General features: G+C 72.8%; 16 protein-coding genes. 8 read left to right on the top strand and 8 right to left on the bottom strand.

Going from position 1 to position 18,949, the window contains the following annotated elements; all coding sequences use genetic code 11:
* Window positions 1-79: 79 nt before the first annotated feature.
* The gene (locus tag ACFY6S_RS19300) at window positions 80-535 is read right to left on the bottom strand and encodes a tellurite resistance TerB family protein (RefSeq protein ID WP_388818998.1); all 456 of its coding nucleotides are present in this window, start codon (window positions 533-535) and stop codon (window positions 80-82) included.
* Between the two features lie 174 nt (window positions 536-709).
* On the opposite strand from ACFY6S_RS19300, the gene ACFY6S_RS19295 reads away from it, so the two are divergent.
* Window positions 710-1,429: a dienelactone hydrolase family protein gene (locus tag ACFY6S_RS19295; RefSeq protein ID WP_388819807.1), complete on the top strand. Its 720-nt coding sequence runs from the start codon at window positions 710-712 to the stop codon at window positions 1,427-1,429.
* Between the two features lie 85 nt (window positions 1,430-1,514).
* Here ACFY6S_RS19295 and ACFY6S_RS19290 read toward each other — a convergent pair whose 3' ends face one another.
* Complete coding sequence (locus ACFY6S_RS19290) at window positions 1,515-1,691, bottom strand: hypothetical protein (protein ID WP_388818995.1); 177 nt, start codon at window positions 1,689-1,691, stop codon at window positions 1,515-1,517.
* Between the two features lie 242 nt (window positions 1,692-1,933).
* A complete protein-coding gene (locus tag ACFY6S_RS19285; RefSeq protein ID WP_388818992.1) occupies window positions 1,934-2,839 on the bottom strand; it encodes a UbiA family prenyltransferase in 906 nt (301 codons plus the stop codon).
* Window positions 2,840-3,017: 178 nt separating this feature from the next.
* Between ACFY6S_RS19285 and ACFY6S_RS19280 the strand changes: the two genes are divergently transcribed.
* The 3 genes from ACFY6S_RS19280 to ACFY6S_RS19270 are packed head-to-tail and all read left to right on the top strand — an operon-like array spanning window position 3,018 to window position 5,724.
* A complete protein-coding gene (locus tag ACFY6S_RS19280) occupies window positions 3,018-4,088 on the top strand; it encodes a type III polyketide synthase (RefSeq protein WP_388818989.1) in 1,071 nt (356 codons plus the stop codon).
* Window positions 4,089-4,135: 47 nt separating this feature from the next.
* On the top strand, window positions 4,136-4,696 hold the full coding sequence (locus tag ACFY6S_RS19275) for an isoprenylcysteine carboxyl methyltransferase family protein (protein ID WP_388818986.1): 561 nt from the start codon (window positions 4,136-4,138) through the stop codon (window positions 4,694-4,696).
* A complete protein-coding gene (locus tag ACFY6S_RS19270; protein WP_388818983.1) occupies window positions 4,693-5,724 on the top strand; it encodes an NAD(P)/FAD-dependent oxidoreductase in 1,032 nt (343 codons plus the stop codon). The genes ACFY6S_RS19275 and ACFY6S_RS19270 overlap by 4 nt, the downstream gene beginning before the upstream one ends.
* 21 nt (window positions 5,725-5,745) lie before the next feature.
* Here ACFY6S_RS19270 and ACFY6S_RS19265 read toward each other — a convergent pair whose 3' ends face one another.
* A complete protein-coding gene (locus ACFY6S_RS19265) occupies window positions 5,746-6,999 on the bottom strand; it encodes a DUF4032 domain-containing protein (RefSeq protein ID WP_388819804.1) in 1,254 nt (417 codons plus the stop codon).
* 244 nt (window positions 7,000-7,243) lie between these two features.
* Between ACFY6S_RS19265 and ACFY6S_RS19260 the strand changes: the two genes are divergently transcribed.
* Together ACFY6S_RS19260 and ACFY6S_RS19255 are read left to right on the top strand one after the other, a co-directional pair.
* Entirely contained in the window at window positions 7,244-8,725 is a 1,482-nt protein-coding gene (locus tag ACFY6S_RS19260) for an MFS transporter (RefSeq protein ID WP_388818980.1), read from the top strand.
* The gene (locus tag ACFY6S_RS19255) at window positions 8,722-9,306 is read left to right on the top strand and encodes a TetR family transcriptional regulator (protein WP_388818977.1); all 585 of its coding nucleotides are present in this window, start codon (window positions 8,722-8,724) and stop codon (window positions 9,304-9,306) included. Before ACFY6S_RS19260 ends, ACFY6S_RS19255 begins: the two co-directional genes overlap by 4 nt.
* On the opposite strand, the gene ACFY6S_RS19250 is transcribed toward ACFY6S_RS19255, so the two are convergent.
* Complete coding sequence (locus ACFY6S_RS19250; RefSeq protein WP_388818974.1) at window positions 9,296-11,038, bottom strand: TIGR03767 family metallophosphoesterase; 1,743 nt, start codon at window positions 11,036-11,038, stop codon at window positions 9,296-9,298. The two genes, ACFY6S_RS19255 and ACFY6S_RS19250, sit on opposite strands and share 11 nt — an antisense overlap.
* A gap of 1,158 nt (window positions 11,039-12,196) precedes the next feature.
* Between ACFY6S_RS19250 and ACFY6S_RS19245 the strand changes: the two genes are divergently transcribed.
* Entirely contained in the window at window positions 12,197-13,204 is a 1,008-nt protein-coding gene (locus ACFY6S_RS19245; protein WP_388818971.1) for a hypothetical protein, read from the top strand.
* A gap of 141 nt (window positions 13,205-13,345) precedes the next feature.
* Window positions 13,346-14,884 carry an amino acid permease gene (locus tag ACFY6S_RS19240; protein ID WP_388818968.1) on the top strand — a complete coding sequence of 513 codons (1,539 nt, stop codon included), beginning with the start codon at window positions 13,346-13,348 and terminating at the stop codon, window positions 14,882-14,884.
* Window positions 14,885-14,993: 109 nt separating this feature from the next.
* On the opposite strand, the gene ACFY6S_RS19235 is transcribed toward ACFY6S_RS19240, so the two are convergent.
* The 3 genes from ACFY6S_RS19235 to ACFY6S_RS19225 all read right to left on the bottom strand — a co-directional run bounded on the left by ACFY6S_RS19235 (window position 14,994) and on the right by ACFY6S_RS19225 (window position 18,938).
* Window positions 14,994-15,773 carry a glycoside hydrolase family 75 protein gene (locus ACFY6S_RS19235; protein ID WP_388818964.1) on the bottom strand — a complete coding sequence of 260 codons (780 nt, stop codon included), beginning with the start codon at window positions 15,771-15,773 and terminating at the stop codon, window positions 14,994-14,996.
* A 227-nt stretch (window positions 15,774-16,000) separates the two neighbouring features.
* The gene (locus ACFY6S_RS19230) at window positions 16,001-16,489 is read right to left on the bottom strand and encodes an NUDIX domain-containing protein (RefSeq protein WP_388818961.1); all 489 of its coding nucleotides are present in this window, start codon (window positions 16,487-16,489) and stop codon (window positions 16,001-16,003) included.
* A 259-nt stretch (window positions 16,490-16,748) separates the two neighbouring features.
* Window positions 16,749-18,938 carry a discoidin domain-containing protein gene (locus ACFY6S_RS19225; RefSeq protein WP_388818958.1) on the bottom strand — a complete coding sequence of 730 codons (2,190 nt, stop codon included), beginning with the start codon at window positions 18,936-18,938 and terminating at the stop codon, window positions 16,749-16,751.
* Between the last annotated feature and the right edge of the window lie 11 nt (window positions 18,939-18,949).

Here is an 18,949-nt window from a genome sequence, read left to right as displayed (position 1 = left end):
ATCCGGTCGCGTCCGTGACGAAGACGCGCGGGGCGGTGGCTCACCGCCACCGCCCCGCGCCCGTCGCCCGTCCGTGCGATCAGAGGTCGAACTCGTGCGGCGGCAGGTCCAGCGCGTAGCACGCCTCACGGACCACGGCCTGCTCGGTCTTGTCGAAGTCGCCGTCCGCGCCACCGATGACGATGCCGATCTGGACGACGGCCCGCGCCTCCGCCGGCTTCTTCTTCGCCTTGGCGACCTCCTGGAGCAGAGCGACCTTGCCGAAGGCGAAGTCGGCGGCCAGCTTGTTCAGGGAGTCGTCGAAGCGCCGCTGGAGGTCCTCCGCCGGGAAGTTCTGCAACACCTCATTGTTGGCGATGAGCGCGGCGACACGCTGCCGCTCCGACGGGTCGACCGAACCGTCCGCCGCGGCGACCAGGGCGCACATCGCCATGCTCGCGTCGCGGAAGGCACCGCTCTTGAGGTCGTTCTTCTTCGCCACGAGCTGCGTCTGCATCGTCGCGGCTGATTCCTTGAACCGGTCCCACAGGGCCATTCCGTCATCTCTCCTCTGGTGTCACACGAACCAACCCGCTCAACGCGCGAGCCACCCGCCGCGTGCCCGTACCGGAGAGTTCGGCGCGATCCGGCGGGTGACCTGCGACACCCGGAGGGGCGCGCGCCGACCGCGCGGACGTTTCCGTACGATCCTGATGTCACCCCTCAACAGCTGGGAGCTGCCCCCGTGTCCACCGAGCCGAATCTGCAGAACGTCTCCTTCCCGAGCGCCGGGACCACCGCGTACGGCTATCTCGCCGTACCCCCGGCAGGGCACGGCCCCGGCGTCATCGTCATCCAGGAGTGGTGGGGCCTGACCTCCCACATCAAGGACATCGCCGACCGCCTGGCCCAGGCCGGGTTCGTCGCGCTGGCCCCGGATCTCTACGGGGGCGAGGTCGCGCACGACGCCGACGAGGCGCTGCGCATGATGCGGGAACTGCCCACCGTACGCGGGGTGGAGCTGCTCGAAGGGGCCGTCGGCTATCTGCTCGCCCGGCAGGAGACGGACGGCGACACCGTCGGGACCGTCGGCTTCTGCATGGGCGGCGGGTTCGTCCTCAGCCTCGCCGCCGTCGACCGGCGGGTCTCCGCCGCCGTCCCGTTCTACGGGGTCAACAAGGACGGCGTACCCGACTTCAGCCACCTCAAGGCGGAGATCCTCGGCCACTACGGCGAGTTGGACGAGAGCGTGCCGCTCGCGGCCCTGGAAGAACTCCGCACCACGATTCAGGACCAGTCGGGCATCGTCCCCGTCCTCCACGTCTACCAGGGCGCCGGCCACGCCTTCTTCAACGACGGCCGTCCCGAGGCGTACCACGCCCCGTCCGCCACCCTGGCCTGGGAGCGCACCCTCGACTTCCTGCGCGACCGGCTGATCCCGAACGGCTGACCGGACCGGTTCCCGACGCGGCGGGCCCGGCGCGGCCGTACGGCGTGAGCGGCGCGGGCGCCGCCGGGCAGGCGCGTGCGCCGGGTCAGCGCCGCCGGCCGCGCGCCGCCCAGCCGGTGCCGACGCCCGCCACATGGAGGGCGAGCAGGGCCAGCCCGAGGAGCGTGAGACTGGTCGGCGCGAAGAGGGCGTCCACCGAGGTACCGGTGGCGTTGATGAGGAACGCGACGCCGAAGAGCACTGCCGCTACGAAGCCCAACATGGTCCACTCCTGAGGAATCGAAGGCCGGTCCGCGGCTGAGCGCCGTGGCCGTGCCGCTGGCCTGCCGAGTGCCCCCGGACGCCCGGGTCATACGTCCGCACCGGTACGGAAAGCGGGGGCACGCCCCCTCGGAGCCGCGCCCCACGGATCCGCGCCCACCCGGAAGCCGCGCCCACTCTCGAAGCCGTGCCCTCGTCCGCGGCCGGGCCCCGCCCGGAGCCCGAGCCCCGGCGCCCATGCCCTCAGCCGGTCCCGCCGCCCCGCCACAGCAGCAGCCCCACGTCCACGCCGGCCACCACGATCGCCGCGAGGAACGCCAGCCGCGGCCGGTGACGGCCCAGCAGCGAACCGCCGGTCGCGACGGCCAGGGCCACTCCCACGGCGGCCGCACCGAGCGGGTCCGGCCGGTCGAGCGCGAGCAGCAGTGTGGCGGCCACCAGCGGGACCGGCAGCAGCAGCCGGACACCGGCCGGCCCCACGCGCTGCGGCCAGCCGCGCACCCCCAGGGCCAGATCGGACTCGATGTCCGGCAGGACGTTCCCCAGATGCGCGCCCACCCCCACCAGGGCGGCGGCGGTGACGACCCACCAGGACGGCCGGGGCTGCCCCGGCAGTCCGAGCGTGACGAAGGCGGGCAGGGACGCGAAACCCACGGCGTACGGCAGCCAGGACAGGACGGTCCGCTTGAGCCGGAGGTTGTACGCCCACGCCGCGCCCACGCCCACCAGATGCACCGCTCCGCCGAGCGCCCCGTACCCCAGGGACAGCGGCACGCAGAGCGCCAGCGCGACCAGGGCGGCGGTCCGCACCGTCCGCGCCCGCACGGCTCCGCCGACCACCGGCTTGGCCCCGCGCCCCGCCGCGCTGTCGCGCGCCGCGTCCACCGCGTCGTTGCTCCAGCCGACGGACAGCTGCCCGGCCAGCACGGCGGCGGTGACCAGGACACAGCCGTGGGCGTCCTGCCCGGCCGCCACGGCGAGCCCAGCGACCAGCAGCGTCACCGCGACGGTGGGCCCCGGATGGCAGGCAGCCGCCAGAGCCGCGGCGCGGCGCGGCCACGCGGACCGGGGCGGCCGGAGCGGCGCGCCGGCCGCGAGCGGGGGACCCGCCGCGCCGCCCGGCTGCTCGTCGGCGTCCACAGCGTCCACGCGCTCATCGTAGGCGCGGCCGGGTTCGCCGCCCGCGGGTCACGGCCGTCCCGGCGCGCCCCGGCACCGAGCGCGCTCACCCGAACCGCGGACGAGGGCCGTCCAGGCGACTTCGCGTGTGGCGCGGTGACGTAAGGGCACAGATGGCACGTCAGTCGCCCCCGACCCCGGACCGCAGATGACCCGCATCACAGCCGTCCACGGAGCCCTGGCTCCCCACCGGTACAGCCAACACGACATCACGGACATAGTCGCCAGGACCTGTCTGCCCGAGGGCGCCGACCGCCGGGTGCTCGACCGCCTGCACGGCAGCGCGCGCGTGACGGCCCGCCATACGGCCCTGCCGCTCGACGCGTACGCCGGTCTCACGGACTTCGGCGCGGTCAACGACGCCTTCATCGCCGCCGCCCTGCCGCTGGGCGCCGAGGCTCTCGCCGGCGCGCTGGACACGGCGGGGCTCTCGCCCCGTGACGTCGACTTCCTGATGTTCACCTCGGTGACGGGCATCGCCGCCCCCTCCGTGGACGCCCGGCTCGTGGGCCTGCTCGGTCTGCGCCCCGACGTCAGAAGGGTGCCGGTCTTCGGGCTGGGGTGTGTCGCGGGAGCGGCCGGAATCGCCCGGCTGCACGACTACCTGCTGGGACGGCCCGACGACGTCGCGGTCCTGCTCTCCGTCGAACTGTGCTCGCTCACCTTCCAGCGCGACGACCTCTCGCCCGCCAACCTCGTCGCCACCGCGCTCTTCGGCGACGGCGCCGCCGCCGTCGTGGCCTGCGGCGCCCGCCGGCGCACACCGGCCGGCGGCCCGCCCACCGGGCCCGCCGTCGTCGACAGCCGCAGCCACCTCTATCCGGACACCGAACAGGTGATGGGGTGGGACATCACCGGCTCGGGCTTCCGGATCGTCCTGGACGCGAGCGTTCCCGACCTCGTGCGCAAGAACCTCGGCGCGGACGTGGACGGATTCCTCGCCGACCACGGGCTCACCCGGAGGGACATCACGACCTGGGTCTGCCATCCGGGCGGGCCGAAGGTCCTGGAAGCCGTCGAGGAGGTGCTCGATCTGCCCGGCGGAGCCCTCGATGTCACCTGGCGCTCCCTGGCGGCGGTGGGGAACCTGTCGTCCTCCTCCGTCCTGCACGTCCTGCGCGACACGCTCGCCGAGCGGCCGCCGCCTCCGGGGAGCGCGGGCCTGCTGCTCGCCATGGGGCCCGGCTTCTGCTCGGAACTCGTGCTGCTCCGCTGGTAGCGGCACCCGTCGGTCGGACCCATCGGTCACAGAGCCAGGGGAGAGAGATGATCTGGTACACCGCGCTGGTCCTCGCGATCGGCGCCGAGCGCGTCGCCGAACTCGTCGTGGCCCGGCGCAACGCGCGCCGCGGCCGGGAGCGCGGCGCCGTCGAGTACGGACGGGGGCACTATCCGGCGATGGTCGCCCTGCACACCGCGCTGCTGCTGGGCTGTCTGCTGGAAGTGCGGCTGGCGGACCGGCCGTTCACCCCGCCGGTCGGCTGGGCCATGCTCGCCGTCGTGGTCGCGGCGCAGGCCCTGCGCTGGTGGTGTGTCCGTACGCTGGGACCGCGCTGGAACACCAGAGTGCTGGTCGTACCGGGACTGCCGCTGGTGACCGGCGGTCCGTACCGGCTGCTGCGGCACCCCAACTACGTGGCGGTGGTCGCGGAGGGCGTGGCGCTGCCGCTGGTGCACGGCGCCTGGATCACGGCGCTGGTGTTCACGGTCCTCGACGCGGCGCTGCTGACCGTACGCCTGCGCTGCGAGAACGACGCGCTCGCCGTCGCGGCGCCGGGCCCCCGGCCGGGCGATCCCGTCGGACAGGGCTCGGGTGCCCGGCCGTGATCGACCTGCTGGTGGTGGGCGGCGGGCCCGCCGGGCTGGCCACGGCGGTGCACGCCGCGCTGGCCGGGATGGAGACGGTGGTGATCGAACCGCGCGCCACCCCGGTGGACAAGGCGTGCGGTGAGGGCGTGATGCCCAGCGGTGTGCGCGCCCTGCGCGCGCTCGGCCTCGACCTCCCCACCGGCCATGAGCTGCGCGGCATCCGCTACGTACGCGGATCGCGCCGGGCGCAGGCGCCGTTCGACAACGGCACCGGGCTCGGCGTACGGCGCACCGAACTGCACGCGGCGCTGGCGCTGCGGGCCGAGGAGGCCGGGGTGCGGACGGTGACCGGCCGGGTCGGCGCGGTCGAGCAGAGCGCCGACTCGGTCACCGCTGGCGGACTACGGGCGCGCTGGCTGGTCGCTGCGGACGGGCTGCACTCGCCGGTACGGCGCGGACTCGGCCTGGAGCTGCCCGAGCGCGGGCCCCGGCGGTACGGCCAGCGGCGCCACTACCGGGTGCGCCCGTGGACGGACTTCGTGGAGGTGCACTGGTCGCGGGCCGGGAGCGGCGCGGCCGGTGAGGCGTATGTGACGCCGGTCGCCGACGACCTGGTCGGAGTGGCCGTCCTGAGCACGGTCAGGCGCGGATACGACGACCACCTCGCCGGCTTCCCCGAGCTGCTGGCCAGGCTGGACGGCGAAGCCGCGACGGCGGTACGCGGCGCCGGACCGCTGCACCGCCGGGTACGCCGCAGAACGGCGGGGCGGGTGCTCCTGGTGGGCGATGCGGCGGGGTACGTCGACGCCCTCACCGGCGAGGGAGTCGCGCTCGCGCTCGCTTCCGCCGAGGCGGCCGTACGGTCGCTGCGCGCGGGCCGGCCGCGGGAGTACGAGGCCCGGTGGCGCGCCCTGTCACGGCGCCACCGGCTGCTCACGGAGGCGCTGGTACGGATCGGCGGCCACCCCGCGGGCGCGCGGCTGATCGTCCCGGCGGCGGCCCGGATGCCCTCGGTCTTCGCCGCCGCGGTCCGCGCTCTCCAGTGAAGCCGCCGAGCGCGACCCGGCTCAGGGGGACAGGCCCGCCGGGTCAGTACCCCGCGGCTTCATCGCGCCGACCGTGTGCGGCAGGACGTTCACCAGGTAGTCCGCGATCGTCGCCTCCATGCCCACGTCGCGCCCCGCGGCCTCCGACAGGTACCAGCGGTGCTCCAGCACCTCGTGGTAGATCTGCGCCGTGTCCATCTCGCCGCGCAGTTCCAGCGGCACGGCCCGTACGGTCGGCCGGAACACGTCGCGCACCCAGCGGTGCGCCAGCACCTCGGGCCTGGCCCCCAGCGGATCGCCCGGCGCGTAGTCGTCCTCCCCGGCCATCCAGCTCTCCAGGTCGTTGAGCAGCCGCCTGGCCTGGTTCTCCTCGGCGTCCAGGCCGGTCAGCCGCAACAGCTGGCGCTGGTGGTGACCCGCGTCCACCACCTTCGGCAGAAACGTGACGGTGTCGCCCTGCGGCGACCGCTTGATCTGCATCTCCGCCACGTCGAAGCCCAGGTCGTTGAGGCGGCGGATGCGCCGGTCGATGTAGTGCCGCTTGCCCACCGGGTACACCGACTCGCGCGTCACCTCGTGCCAGAGGTCCTCGTAGCGCCGCACGATCGCCGCGCCGAAGGGCACCGGATCGACGGACGGGTGCAGCGCGCCCGACGCCTCCAGGTCCATCAGCTCCCCGGCGATGTTCACCCGGGCCAGCTCGATGTCGTAGTCGCGCTGGCCCCGGCTCAGGTTCTGCTGGATCTGGCCGGTCTCGGCGTCGACCAGATAGGCGGCGTACGCCCCGGCGTCCCGCCGGAACAGGACGTTGGAGAGCGAGCAGTCGCCCCAGGCGAATCCGGTGAGATGCAGCCGTACCAGCAGCACGGCCAGGGCGTCCATGAGCCGCTTGACCGTGGTGGGACGCATCGTCGACTCGAACATGGCGCGGTACGGCAGCGACCCCTTGAGGTGGCGGGTGATCAGCGCCGGCTCCAGCGGCTCGCCGTCGGGGCCCAGCCGCCCGGTCACCACCGCCACCGGGTCGACGGCCGGGATCCCCAGCCGGTGCAGATCGCGCAGCAGCCCGAACTCGCGCACCGCGCCCCGCTCGGATATCTCCTTGACCGCGACCACTTCGGGCCCCGCCGAGGCGAAGCGCACCACATGGCGTGAGATGCCGCGCGGCAGCGCGACGAGGCACTCCTCGGGCCACCGGTCGAGCGGGATGTTCCAGGGCAGGTCCAGGAGCACGGCGGGCTGCTCGGGATTGGTCGCGCTGATCTGGAGCGCCATCGTGCCTCCCACGGCGGTCGTCGGGCGGCGCGGAGCGCTGCCGCCGAGGACCCAGTGTGCCGGGTCGTCCGGACCGGTCCGGGACCGGGATACGGGCGGGGGAGGGGTGAACATGCGTGCACCCCGCCCTGTCGGTTGGGGTGCACACGCGTTTACCCTGGGGTGAACGCGTGTGCACCCCAGGGCCGACGGGCCCGTGCCGCGCCTCCCGTCCCCCCGCCGTTCGCAGACCGTACGGAGCGAGATGCCCCCAGCGATACCCGAGCCCGCCGCCGCCGACACGACCCCCGGACAGACCCCGCACCCCCGTCCTCTGGTCGCCGTGCTGGCGTTCTGCGGGGTGGTCGTGGCCGTCATGCAGACGCTGGTCGTCCCCCTGCTGCCGCACGTCCCCGCCCTCACCGGGGCCAGTCCGACCGGCGCGAGCTGGCTGGTCACCGTCACCCTTCTGACCGGCGCCATCTGCACCCCCGTACTCGGACGGGTCGGGGACATGTACGGCAAGCGCCGTGTGCTGCTCGCCTCCCTGGGGGTGCTGGTCGCCGGGTCCGTGCTGTGCGCCGTCAGCTCCCACATCGGTGTGCTGATCACGGGCCGCGCGCTCCAGGGCGCGGCGCTCGCCGTCGTCCCGCTCGGCATCAGCATCATGCGCGACGAGCTGGCGCCCGAACGCGTCCTGCCGTCCGTCGCGCTGATGAGTTCGACGCTGGGGATCGGCGCGGCCGTCGGGCTGCCCGTCGCCGCGCTGGTCGTCGAGCACTACGACTGGCACACGATGTTCTGGGCCTCGGCCGGGCTCGGACTCCTCGACATCGTGCTGGTGCTGCTCTGCGTACCGGAGTCACCGGTGCGCACGCGCGGCCGGTTCGACGCCGTGGGCGCGCTCGGGCTGTCGGCGGCGCTGGTCAGCCTGCTGCTGGCGGTCACCCAGGGCGGACAGTGGGGGTGGACATCGCCCCGTACCCTCGGACTGCTCGTGCTCGCCGTGCTGATCGGACTGCTCTGGGGCCGCTACGAACTGCGGGTCGCCTCCCCGATGGTCGACCTGCGGGTGTCCGCGCGTCCTGCCGTCCTGCTGAGCAACCTCGCCGCCCTCCTCATCGGCTTCGCCTTCTACGCCAACTCGCTGTCCACCGCGCAGATGGTCCAGGAACCGACCAGCACCGGTTACGGTCTGGGCGCCTCCATCGTCGTCAGCGGGCTCTGCCTGCTGCCCGGCGGGCTGACGATGGTCGCGCTGTCGCCGGTCTCCGCCAGGATCTCCGCCGCCCACGGGCCCAAGACCACCCTCGCGCTCGCCTCGGCGACACTCGCCGTCGGCTATGCGGTGCGCTTCTTCACCAGCCATCAGCTGTGGACCATCATCCTCGGTGCCACCGTGGTCGCCGCGGGAACCGCCGTCGCCTACTCCGCGCTGCCCGCGCTCGTGATGCGCGCCGTGCCGGTGAGCGAGACGGGCGCGGCCAACGGCCTCAACACGCTGATGCGCTCGGTCGGGCAGGCGTTCTGCAGCGCCGCCGTCGCCGCCGTGCTCGCCAATGTCACCTTCGAGGCGGGCGGCCGCACCGCCCCCACCCTCCACGCGTATCTGCTGGTCTTCCTCATGGCGGGCGGCGCCGCGCTCCTCGCACTGGCCGTCACGCTGTGTCTGCCGCGTCAGCGGCCCGCCGCCACGGGTAGCGTCGGGCGGGACCGTACGACATCGCTCGTCCAGGAGGGCGCGTGAAGGCGCAGGAAACAGAACCGACGGCCGGCACGGCCGCCACCGGCGACGCCGGGACGGGCCGCGCCGCGATCCTGCGGGCCGCGCGGCGCGCCTTCGCCTTCCGGCCCTACGCCGAGGTGACGCTGCGCGGCATCGCCGCGGACGCCGGGGTGAGCGCCTCGCTGATCGTGAAGCACTTCGCCACCAAGGAGCGGCTGTTCAACAGCGTGGCGGACTTCGGCCCGGCGGCCGACCAGCTGTTCGCCGTACCGCCGGACGCGCTCGGCCGCCATCTGGTGCTGACCGTGGTGCGCAGCCGCCGCGACCAGCAGGGCGACCCGCTGCTGCGCGTCGTCTTCTCGCTGGGCAACGACGACGAGCGCACTCTCCTGCGGGACCGCTTCGACCAGCAGATCACCGCACGGCTCACCGCGCTGCTCACCGGGCGGGACCGCGCGCTGCGCGCCGAACTGATCGTCGGTCAGCTCCTGGGCCTCGGAGCCACCCTGAGCCTGCACCGTACCGGCGCCAACGCGCGGGCCACCCCGGAGCGGCTCGCCGATCTCTACGCGCCCGCTCTCCAGCGCCTGGTCACCGGCTGAGCAGCAGCTCGGCGTTTCGGTCCACGGGCTTGCCCGCGGGAGCGGTGGTGGAGCCCGGCGCGTTGTGGGACAGCTCCCGGTAGAGCGCCGCGAGACCCGTCTGCGAGAGATCCGCGAAGTCGGTGCGGTGCGGCGCCGCCGACTCGATCAGTGTGGTGAACAGCGACAGGGTGCCGTCGTGGTTGTCGGCGATCTCGATGACCCGGGCGAGCTGCGGGAAGTCGATGTGCGAGGCGGTCGAGATCTCCCAGAAACTGCCGTGCGGCAGGATCGAGTTGCGGTGGCTGTGCCCGTTGACCCAGGCCAGCACGTGCGGGTTGCGGCGCAGCAGCGCCACCACCTCGTCGCCGTTGTGCCGGGCCCCGCCGGGGTGCGCCGGATCGGGGTGCGTGTTGGTCATCGTCCAGCTGTTGTGGTGGCTGAAGACGACGACGTATCCGTCCCGGTGCTCCTTGAGTGTGCGCTTCAGCCAGTTCAGCTGCGCGGTGTCGAGCGAGCCGGTGAAGTGGCCGCCCTGGTCGGTGGTGTCCAGGCTGATACCGGTGACGTTCCCGCCCATGGGGAACGTGTAGTAGAGGGTGTCGCCGCCGAGGTGGGCCGCCGTATAGCCGTGGCCCACGGGTCCCGCGCCCGCGTGCGCCGGATCCAGGTGCGCGCGCAGATAGTCGTGCGGGGTGAACGGGGCCCGGCGCGGGTCGGGGGTGACCGAGCGCATCAGGCGCCTGGAGCGGCGCAGCAGCTCGATCAGGTGTGCGCCGGCCGGGTCGCCGCCCTTCGACAGGAGCCGCAGCATCTCCTTGGCCTCGGCGTCGGGGACCCCGTAGAGCTTCTTCGAACCGACGGCGAACTCCGCGAGGAAACCGCTCCGGTCGGCCATGGCGCCGCTGGCCAGTCCGTCGTGGTTGCCGACCGTCGAGTACCACGGGATGCGCAGCCCCGGGCTGTTGACCGCCCTGGTCGCTGCGGCGAGGAAGCCGTCGATGCGCGGGTATCCGAGCCGCTTGTCGGTGTCGCGCAGAGCGTCCTCCGGATGCCAGTACAGCCGCTCCGCCGAGTTCTGCACACCTTCGTAGCGGCGCCGGTCACCCGTGTTGGGGACGACACGTCCCCCGCTCATCACGGTCAGGAACCAGTCGAGTTCCGCCCGCGAGTTGTTGTCGGTGTTGTCGCCGGTCGTCACGGCGAACGACAGCGGGGCCCCGGTCGCCGGCCCCTCCCGCACGGCGTTGACCTGCTCGATCAGCGCCACCGCCCCCGGCACGGTGAGCGCCTCCTGCGGCCGCCACCCGGACAGCTTCTGCGAGCGCAGGTACTCGGTGCGCACCGGGTGCTGGACATCGACCAGATGCAGATCGGTGAGCTGTACGAAGGAGCTGAGTACGGTGCGCCGGTCGGCGCGCCCGGACCGGGGTGCCGCGAGCTGTTCCCGTACGACCCGGCGCCAGCCGGGGCCGTCGTCGAGCCGCCGGAAGGCCGCCGAGGTGTCACGCGGCGCGGCGACCGACTCCAGCGTCGTACGGGCGGGGCCGGTACGGGTGGGCGTGGCGGAGGAGCCGGTACGGGGCGTCGGCAGGGCCGGTGGGGCGGTCGAACCGGGCGCGGCTGCGGCCTCGCCCGAACCGCTGCCCGCGCCGAGCGCCAGCCCGATGCCCGCCGAGACGGCGACCGCCCCGGTCGCGGTGAGGAGGGAGCGGCGGTCGACGGCGGTGACCGCGGAGCGTATGCGTGTCATGGTGCGCTCTCCCGAGTTCCGGCACATCTGCGAGGACACCGGGGGAGGGCCCTCCCGGCTGCCCTTCGATGGTCGGCACCCGGCGTGGCCCGCGTATGAACGACGTTCCAACGCTCCGCGCCCATCACCGCACAGGGATCACCGAGGCAGGGGAACCGTCGTCCGCTCCACGGCCCCGGGATGTGATCCGGTCACGCACCGTTCACCGCAGAGGGGAAGGCGGCCAGCCGCGCGATGTGCCCGTCCGGCCGCCGCGCGGGACGGCTCCCCCGCCGTCCGCCGCCCTCCGCGCGTGCGTCCGCCGGGACGGCCGGCGAAACTCGGTTGTGTCCGGCGCGCATACGTCGCCGAAGAGGGGGCAGACGCCTCTTCGAGTCAAGCTCACGGCCTTCCCCCCCCCGGCCGCATGAGCGCTCCTGGCCCCACCGGCGCACCCCCTCGCCGGTGGGGCCACCCCCTTTTCCCTGCCCGGGCCCGCCCGGCGCGCCGTCCGGTCGCTCCCCGTCACCCGGTTGCCCTTGGCACAGGCCAGTGTGTGCGTCCGCAACGAGACCTGCCGGACGGCGCTCGGAGCGTGCCGGAACAGGGCCGTGTGCGCTGCGTACTTGATAGATCCCAGTTAGGTCACATTCCGCGCGCCCGGCGCGCCGCTCCGGCCTGCCGGGTGGAGCGCGGTGCAGGGATCGGGCCACAAAGCCGGGTGTTTTGCGGCGACTTGACCGGGCTTCCGGGAAATCTGTTCGTCACACACGCCGACCGGTCGGCAACCCCCCTTGATCGACAGAGAGTTGCGAAAGGTCAGCAAAGTGTTTGAGCCACCCGATTCGACCCCTACACTGATCGCCGCAGCGTGAGGATGCCTTTGATCAGGCTTCCGCCTGTGGGCATGGCAGGTCCATGTTCCTGCCACCAACGCCGGACCGCACCCCCCCCCGTCACCAGAGGATCTATGACGATCACCACTACATCCGGGCGCGTCCTCGGTCGTGCGTGCCCGGCCACGCCAGGCTCGCGCGCCGCCCGGGGCCGGGGGACACGGCGGCTCCGGAGCACGGGACGCCGGGAACGCGCCGTCGCGCCCTCCGGGCGGACGGCGCCACCTCGCGTACAGGACCCGGCCGCCCGGCCGTGCGCGCCCGTGCGAGAGGAGTCGATCTGATGGCGAACGACAACTTCCGCCCCGTCTACCACCCGGCCGGTCACGACAACGACCTGCGCGCCGCCGTGCAGGAGGTGCGCACCGGCCGCTGGGTCGCGATGCGCGACCTGCTGGACCGGACGCCGGACTGGACGCTGTGGACCCAGCGCACCCAGGTACTGGCCGCCGTGGCCGCTGGCTCCGACACCGTGCAGACCTGGCTGGCCGAGGAGCCCCGCAGCGTCGCGGCGACCGTGATGCAGACCCGGGTCGGCGTGGAGCGCGCCATCCGGGCCCATCGCGAGGGGCACCCCCGCACCCAGGAGCTGTGGCAGCAGGCGTGGGAGGCGTGCGGCACCGCCGCGCGCCGCGCCCCGGCCGACCCGGTGCCCTGGGTCTGTCTGCTGGCGCTGTCCCAGCTCGACGCCGGGCAGCGGCTGGAGGAGCACCGGCTGCCGCCGCCCGGACCGATGCTGTTCCCCGGCCCCTGGGCGCTGCTCGCCGAGGCCGACAAGCGCGATCCGTACAACCGCGAGGCGTACCACCGCATGCTCCAGTTCGTGTACGCGCGGCGTGCCGACGGATCGCTGTCGGAGGCCGTCAACTTCGTCCAGTGGGCGGCCTCCTCGGCGCCCGAGGGCTCCCCCCTGCACGCGCTGCCCCTCTTCGTCAGGGTGGAGCGCTACCGCCGCGAGAACGGCCACGAGAAGGCGCTGGACCTGCACTGGGTCACGGAGGACGCCACCAGGGACGCCCTGCGCGCGCTCAACCTCTGGTTCGACCACGCGACCCTGGCCGAGGCGTCTCTGCTCGACCTCAACCACCTCGCGCACGCTCTGTGGGGCTCGCTGCAATTCGAGGAGGGCGCCCGGGTCTTCGACGCGCTGGGCCCGTACTACGCCGTTCTGCCGTGGGCGTACCGTACGAGGAACCAGGGCGACGGGGGCCAGGCCGAGGAGGTCTTCCTCCGCGCCCGCGGCCGCTGCCTGGCCGCGGCCCGTGACGTGCGCAACGGCCCGTCCGGCTGAGCCGGGCCCGTCGCGCCGTACGCCACGGGGACGCGGTGGACTCCACCGCACTCCGCACTCCGCACTCCGCACTTCCGCAATCCCGCATTTCCTCCCGCCCCGTCCCCGTCCCACCTGCATTTGCGCACCGGAGGTATTTCCATGTCCGCGTCCCCTCCGACCTGGTCGAAGGCCGCGCCGTCCGTACAGGCGCCACCGATGGACGAAGAACAGCGGCTGCGCGAGCTGGGCTATCAGCCTGTCCTCGCCCGCCGCATGGGCGGCTTCGGCAACTTCGCCATCAGCTTCTCCGTCATCTCCGTCCTCTCCGGCTGCATGACGCTGTACGGCTTCGGCATGGGCACCGGCGGCCCCGCCGTGATGCTCTGGGGCTGGGCGGGCGTGGGCCTGTTCGTGCTCTGCGTCGGCATGGCGCTGGCGGAGGTCACCAGCGCGTACCCCACCTCCGGCGCGCTCTACTACATGGCGGACCGGCTGGGCGGCCGGAAATGGGGCTGGTACACCGGCTGGCTCAACCTGCTGGGACTGCTGGGCGCGATAGCCGGCATCGACTACGGCGCCGCCCTCTTCACCGGCGCCTTCCTGAACCTCCAGTTCGGCTTCAGCCCCAGCCCCACCTCGACGTTCGTCATCTTCCTGTGCATCCTGCTGCTGCACGCCGTACTGAACCTCTTCGGCGTCAAGCTCGTCAGTGTGCTCAACTCGATCAGCGTCTGGTGGCACCTGATCGGTGTCGCGGTCATCGTCGGCGCCCTGGCGATCGTCCCGGACCAGCACCAGTCGGCCTCGTACGTCTTCACCGAGTTCGTCAATGACACCGGCTGGCAGAACCCGCTCTACGTGGCCGCCATCGGTCTGCTGCTCGCGCAGTACACCTTCTGCGGGTACGACGCCTCCGCGCACCTGTCCGAGGAGACCTCGAACGCGTCCGTCACCGCCGCCCGCGGGATCGTCCGCGCCATCTGGGTCTCCTGGATAGCCGGCTTCGCGCTGCTCGCCGGGCTCACCTTCGCGATCCAGGACTACGCGGGCGCCCAGAACAGCGCCACCGGCGTACCGCCCGCCCAGATCTTGATCGACGCGCTCGGTACGAGCGGCGCCACGGCGCTGCTGCTGCTCGTGATCGTCGCCCAGCTGTTCTGCGGCAACGCGGAGGTCGCTGCGGCCAGCCGGATGGTGTTCGCCTTCAGCCGTGACAACGCCCTGCCGGCCTCGGCGGTGTGGCGGCGCGTCAGCGGCCGGACCCAGACCCCCGTCCCCGCCGTCTGGCTCTCGGTCGTCGTGGCGGGTCTGCTCGCCGTGCCGTCGCTCTACTCCGCGACCGCGTACGGCGCGGTGACGGCCATCAACGTCATCGGCATCACCCCCGCCTACGCCATTCCGATCTTCCTGAAGCTGCGTGCCAAGGGCCGCTTCGAGCCCGGCCCCTGGAGCCTGGGCCGCTGGAGCAGGCCGATCGGCTGGATCGCCGTGGTCTGGGTGGCGCTGGTGACGGTGCTCTTCTGCCTGCCGCAGACGAACCCGGTGACCCCCGACACCATGAACTACGCCGTGATCGCCCTGGCCGTCGTGCTGATCCTGGCGACCGTGTGGTGGTACGTGGCCCGCGGCTCGTACAGCACGCCGCAGGCGTACGGCAACGCCCGCGAGCAGTCGGAGATCTCCGAGGGCATCGTCTGATCCGGCCGCGCGCCCGAGGGCGTCGCGCGGCGATGCGGCGGCGGGCGCCGGTCCTCGGACCGGCCCCCGCCGCCGCGTTCTTTCTCCCCATCCGGGGGCGCACGCGCGCTCAGTTCTCCCTGACGAACTTCCGCGCCATCCCGTCCCCGAGCCGGACGGCGGCGTCGTGATCCTCCAGGGAGGGGATCTTGGCGTCCTTGAACACGATGTACGTCACGCCCGAGGAGACGCCGCCACCGGCCGGGTCCGGCGTGATCCCCAGCGCGCGGGCCGTGGCGTACGACGCCTCCCCGATGATCCCGGGCGGTCCCGCGTCGCCGACGACGGCGTACTGGACCTTGTTGCCGTGGATGACCGCCGCGACCGAGCCGCCCCCGATGCCCGACGAGCGGTGGTTCCAGATTCCGCTCGGGGTCGGCACGACGATGTACGGGAGCTTCTCCGCGTTCAGCGGCCGACCGTCGGACTGGGTGTAGGCCGTCGCGTTCTGGAAATAGGGATCGGTGCCGAGGCCGCACCGGTCGGTGATCTGACCGTCGCAGTCGATGTCCATGTCCGCCTTGAAGAACACCGCGCCCTTCGCGTCACAGACGGGGATGTCGGCCGGGGTGCTGTCACGTGCGCGGTAGAGGCCCTTGGAGACCTGGTCGCACCTGCCCGCCCTGGCCAGCAGGGCAGCGGCGCTGACGGTGCCCTGCGGGGTGATCCCGCCGGGGAGGACGGCGTGCTTCCCGGCGGGCGCCCCCGCCGCGCCGTGCCGAGGGGGCGGCGCGGCGGCGGGTGACCCGGGGGTGGGTTCGGCCAGGGCGGGCAGCACGGTGGCGGGAACGATCGCCGCCGCCAGCAGGGCCGTGCCGACGGCGATGGAGGCTTGGGTGCGAGGGTGCACGGAGAAGATCCCTTTCCGGTGGGGGACGGGTCGGAAGAGGTGAGAGCGACGAACGGGGCCGGGCGTACCCGCGGTTCGGCGGCCCCGCGCCCCGCGCGCTCCTGAAGGGCACGCCCCGGGGACAGGGGGCGCGAGCGCGCGAGGCGGGGCCGCCGGGCCGGCCGGCGGCGGGGGGACTGCCGCCGCGGTGGGGCGGGGACGGCCGGGAGGGGACCGGATCGCCGGATTCAGACCGGCGGCGTACGGCGGCCGGTGGCTATGAACTCCTCCAGCCGTTCGAGGAACACCCGCTGCCCCGCCACCAGCGGCTCCACCGCGTCCTTCGCCGGAAACCAGGCGACGCGGTCCAGCTCGGGGAACTCGCGCGGGACGCCCGATCCCCTCGGCCACTCCATGGTGAAGACGCCGGGCACGACACGCCCGGGGTCGAGATCCCCCTCGACGGCCCAGACGGTGACGGTCTTGCCGCCACGCTGCCGGGACTCGCCGAGCGGTGTCCAGGGCGCCTCGGGCGGCTCCAGCCCCAGTTCCTCCCGGAACTCCCGGCGCGCGGCGGCCTCCGGCGTCTCCCCGGGCCCGTACTCCCCCTTGGGGATCGACCAGGCAGCGGTGGTCCGGCCGGACCAGAAGGGTCCGCCCATATGGCCGAGAAGCACCTCGAAGCCCGGGTGCTCGACCCGGTACACGAGAAGTCCCGCGCTGCGTTTGCCCGACATGCCGTCAGTCTGTGCACGGGCAAACCGTGTCGCCATTCGAATGCCGGTGCGGAACATCGCTCAGGGCGCCGCGCCGGTCCGGCGCGGCGCAGCCACGGAGCGGGCACCGGTGGGGTGGGGCACGGCGGGCGGCCCGGGAGGCGTCACCGGGCCGATCGTATGAATCGTTGCGCCGTACGGGCGGTATGCCGTCCGTACGGCAGGTGCGCGACGGAGCCCGGCCTCGTCGTGAGGCCGGGCTCCGTCAGGCCCGGTGGGCCTACGGGAAGGAGGTCACCGTCGACGGAATCGTCGAGGTCCCGGAGGTCGGCGAGCCGGTGCTGTTGATCACGTGGTTGTACTGGCCCATGCCGCCCAGCGACACGACCAGCAGATCGTGGAACCGGACCCCCGGCTTGACCGGTGCCTGGAAGCCGTGGTCCTGACGGATGTTCGTGTCGGAGGTGTAGTTGCAGTAGCTGCCCAGGCCCCAGCCCTCGTGGGTGTTGACGGAGTCGGCGACCTTGTAGGCCGCGTAGCCCTTGATGGAGCCGTTCTGGATGGCGGCCTGGTTCGGGGCGTCGTACGCCTTCTCGTTCTGGAAGAAGATCGTCCGGCCCCGCTCGCCGTTCCACTCGACGTCGTACTTGTTGAAGTGTTCGACGAACAGCCCGGTGGCCAGTACGTCGTCACCGTTGACCCGCAGGCCGTAATCGGCGCGGTTGGTCTCCCAGCCCACGCCGGCGCCGTGGTCGGCGCGCCAGATCCAGGTGTGGTCGATGATGGTGTCGTCGCTGTTGATCACCATGCTGGTGGTGGCCTTGCCGGGGCCCGCGCCGCCGATCCTGACGAAGACGTCCTGGACCGTGGTCGGGTTGGCGGAGTGGTCCGCCGCCGAGCCCGCGGGACCGACCTCCAGCAGCGTGGGGGAGTTGACGGGGCCCGCGTCGATCAGGAAGCCGGCCAGTCTCACCCCGTCCACATCGGCGACCTTCATCGCGGTGACCCCGTTGTCCGGCACGATCGTGGCGAGGCCGAGGCCCAGCACGACGGTGTTGGCGCGGTTCACGTTGATCGGCTGGTCGATGTGGTAGACGCCCGGAGTGAAGAGCAGGTTGAGTCCCTGGGCCAGCGCCGCGTTGATGGTGGCGGCGTTCGCCCCCGGCTTGACCACGTAGAACTGTTCGAGCGGCAGGGACTGGCCCTGCGGGGCGCCGTTGCCCCAGGTGGTGCCGCGCGCGTTGGTGCGCTTCGCGGGGACGAACACCTTGTACGCGGCCCCGTCGAGATACAGGAAGGGCTTCTCCCGCGAGACCGGGGTGGTCTCCAGGGTGGTGTAGGCCGGGTCGGGGAAGCTCTGCGCCGGGGCGCCCTGGACCCCGGAGAACGCCATGTTCCAGACGGAGTTGGTCCAGCCGCCGACCGAGCTGTCGCGGGTGTACCACTGCTGCTGGGAGTACGGGCCGACCGTACCGTCGATCTTGCTGTCGGCGATGAAGCCGCCGCTGGCCCAGCCGTAGCCGTCGGGCGCCAGGTTGAGACCGCCCTTGACGTGCATACGGCGGAAGGGCGCGGCCTGCGCGACCGCCCAGCGGTTGGTGCCGTTGACCGGCTTGAGGGCGAGGTTCTCGGCGGAACGCCAGAAGTTCTGGGTGGCGTTGCCGTTGAACCAGCCCGCGTCGACGGTCACATCACCGTTGATGGTGGTGTCGTCGGGCGAGAGCCCGAGACCCGAGATGGAGGTGTAGAAGCCGAGTTGGGCGTTGAGGTTGTTGTACGTGCCCGGCTTGAACAGCAGTTGGTAGCGGCCGCTGCCGAACTGCGCCTTCTCCTGCTGCTGGAAGATCCGGTCGAGCGTGCCCTGGATGTCGGGCGTCGACGGGTCGAAGACCAGTACGTTCGGCCCGAGGTCGCCGCCGCCCTGGATCGGACCCCCGCCGCCCTGGCCCTCGCCGTAGACCTGGAACTCCCAGAGGGAGTAGCCGTACTGGGTGGCGCGGGTGGTGCCGTACATCCGTACGTAACGGGCGTTGCCCGTGACGTTGAGGGTCTCCGTACCGCCGGGTCCCGTGGTGGTGGAGTAGGCGGTGGTCCAGTTGGTGCCGTCGGTGGAGAACTCGATCCGGTACGCCTTGGCGTACGCGGTCTCCCAGCGCAGCACGACCTGGCTGACCGCGACGGTGGAGCCGAGGTCGACCCGGATCCACTGCGGGTCGGAGGCGGCGCTCGACCAGCGGGTCCCGTTGTCACCGTCGACCGCGTCGGCGGCGGGGGTGCCGACGTTCTCCTGGCTGGAGGCGGTCACCGGCTTTCCCTGGGAGAGCAGAGTGGGCGCCGCCTGGGCGGGGGCGCCGGGGACGAGGAGGAGGAGCGAGGCGATCAGCGTGGCGGCGAGGGCGGCGGCGAGCCCTCGTCCACGGGCCGCGGCTGGTCTGCGGAACACCGGCGAGTGGGGCGGAGGAGCGTGCATGGGCAGGTCTC

This window comes from Streptomyces sp. NPDC012835 (genome assembly GCF_042900885.1).
Taxonomy (GTDB): domain Bacteria; phylum Actinomycetota; class Actinomycetes; order Streptomycetales; family Streptomycetaceae; genus Streptomyces.
Note: the sequence above shows the minus strand (reverse complement) of the source record. Positions and strands in the feature narration are given on the sequence as shown.

Bases quoted from the DNA above. Each gene is read 5' to 3' on its own strand.
- ACFY6S_RS19300 (WP_388818998.1), bottom strand. From the start codon at position 535: ATGGCCCTGTGGGACCGGTTCAAGGAATCAGCCGCGACGATGCAGACG.
- ACFY6S_RS19290 (WP_388818995.1), bottom strand. From the start codon at position 1,691: ATGTTGGGCTTCGTAGCGGCAGTGCTCTTCGGCGTCGCGTTCCTCATC.
- ACFY6S_RS19280 (WP_388818989.1), top strand. From the start codon at position 3,018: ATGACCCGCATCACAGCCGTCCACGGAGCCCTGGCTCCCCACCGGTAC.
- ACFY6S_RS19275 (WP_388818986.1), top strand. From the start codon at position 4,136: ATGATCTGGTACACCGCGCTGGTCCTCGCGATCGGCGCCGAGCGCGTC.
- ACFY6S_RS19265 (WP_388819804.1), bottom strand. From the start codon at position 6,999: ATGGCGCTCCAGATCAGCGCGACCAATCCCGAGCAGCCCGCCGTGCTC.
- ACFY6S_RS19260 (WP_388818980.1), top strand. From the start codon at position 7,244: ATGCCCCCAGCGATACCCGAGCCCGCCGCCGCCGACACGACCCCCGGA.
- ACFY6S_RS19250 (WP_388818974.1), bottom strand. From the start codon at position 11,038: ATGACACGCATACGCTCCGCGGTCACCGCCGTCGACCGCCGCTCCCTC.
- ACFY6S_RS19245 (WP_388818971.1), top strand. From the start codon at position 12,197: ATGGCGAACGACAACTTCCGCCCCGTCTACCACCCGGCCGGTCACGAC.
- ACFY6S_RS19240 (WP_388818968.1), top strand. From the start codon at position 13,346: ATGTCCGCGTCCCCTCCGACCTGGTCGAAGGCCGCGCCGTCCGTACAG.
- ACFY6S_RS19230 (WP_388818961.1), bottom strand. From the start codon at position 16,489: ATGTCGGGCAAACGCAGCGCGGGACTTCTCGTGTACCGGGTCGAGCAC.
- ACFY6S_RS19225 (WP_388818958.1), bottom strand. From the start codon at position 18,938: ATGCACGCTCCTCCGCCCCACTCGCCGGTGTTCCGCAGACCAGCCGCG.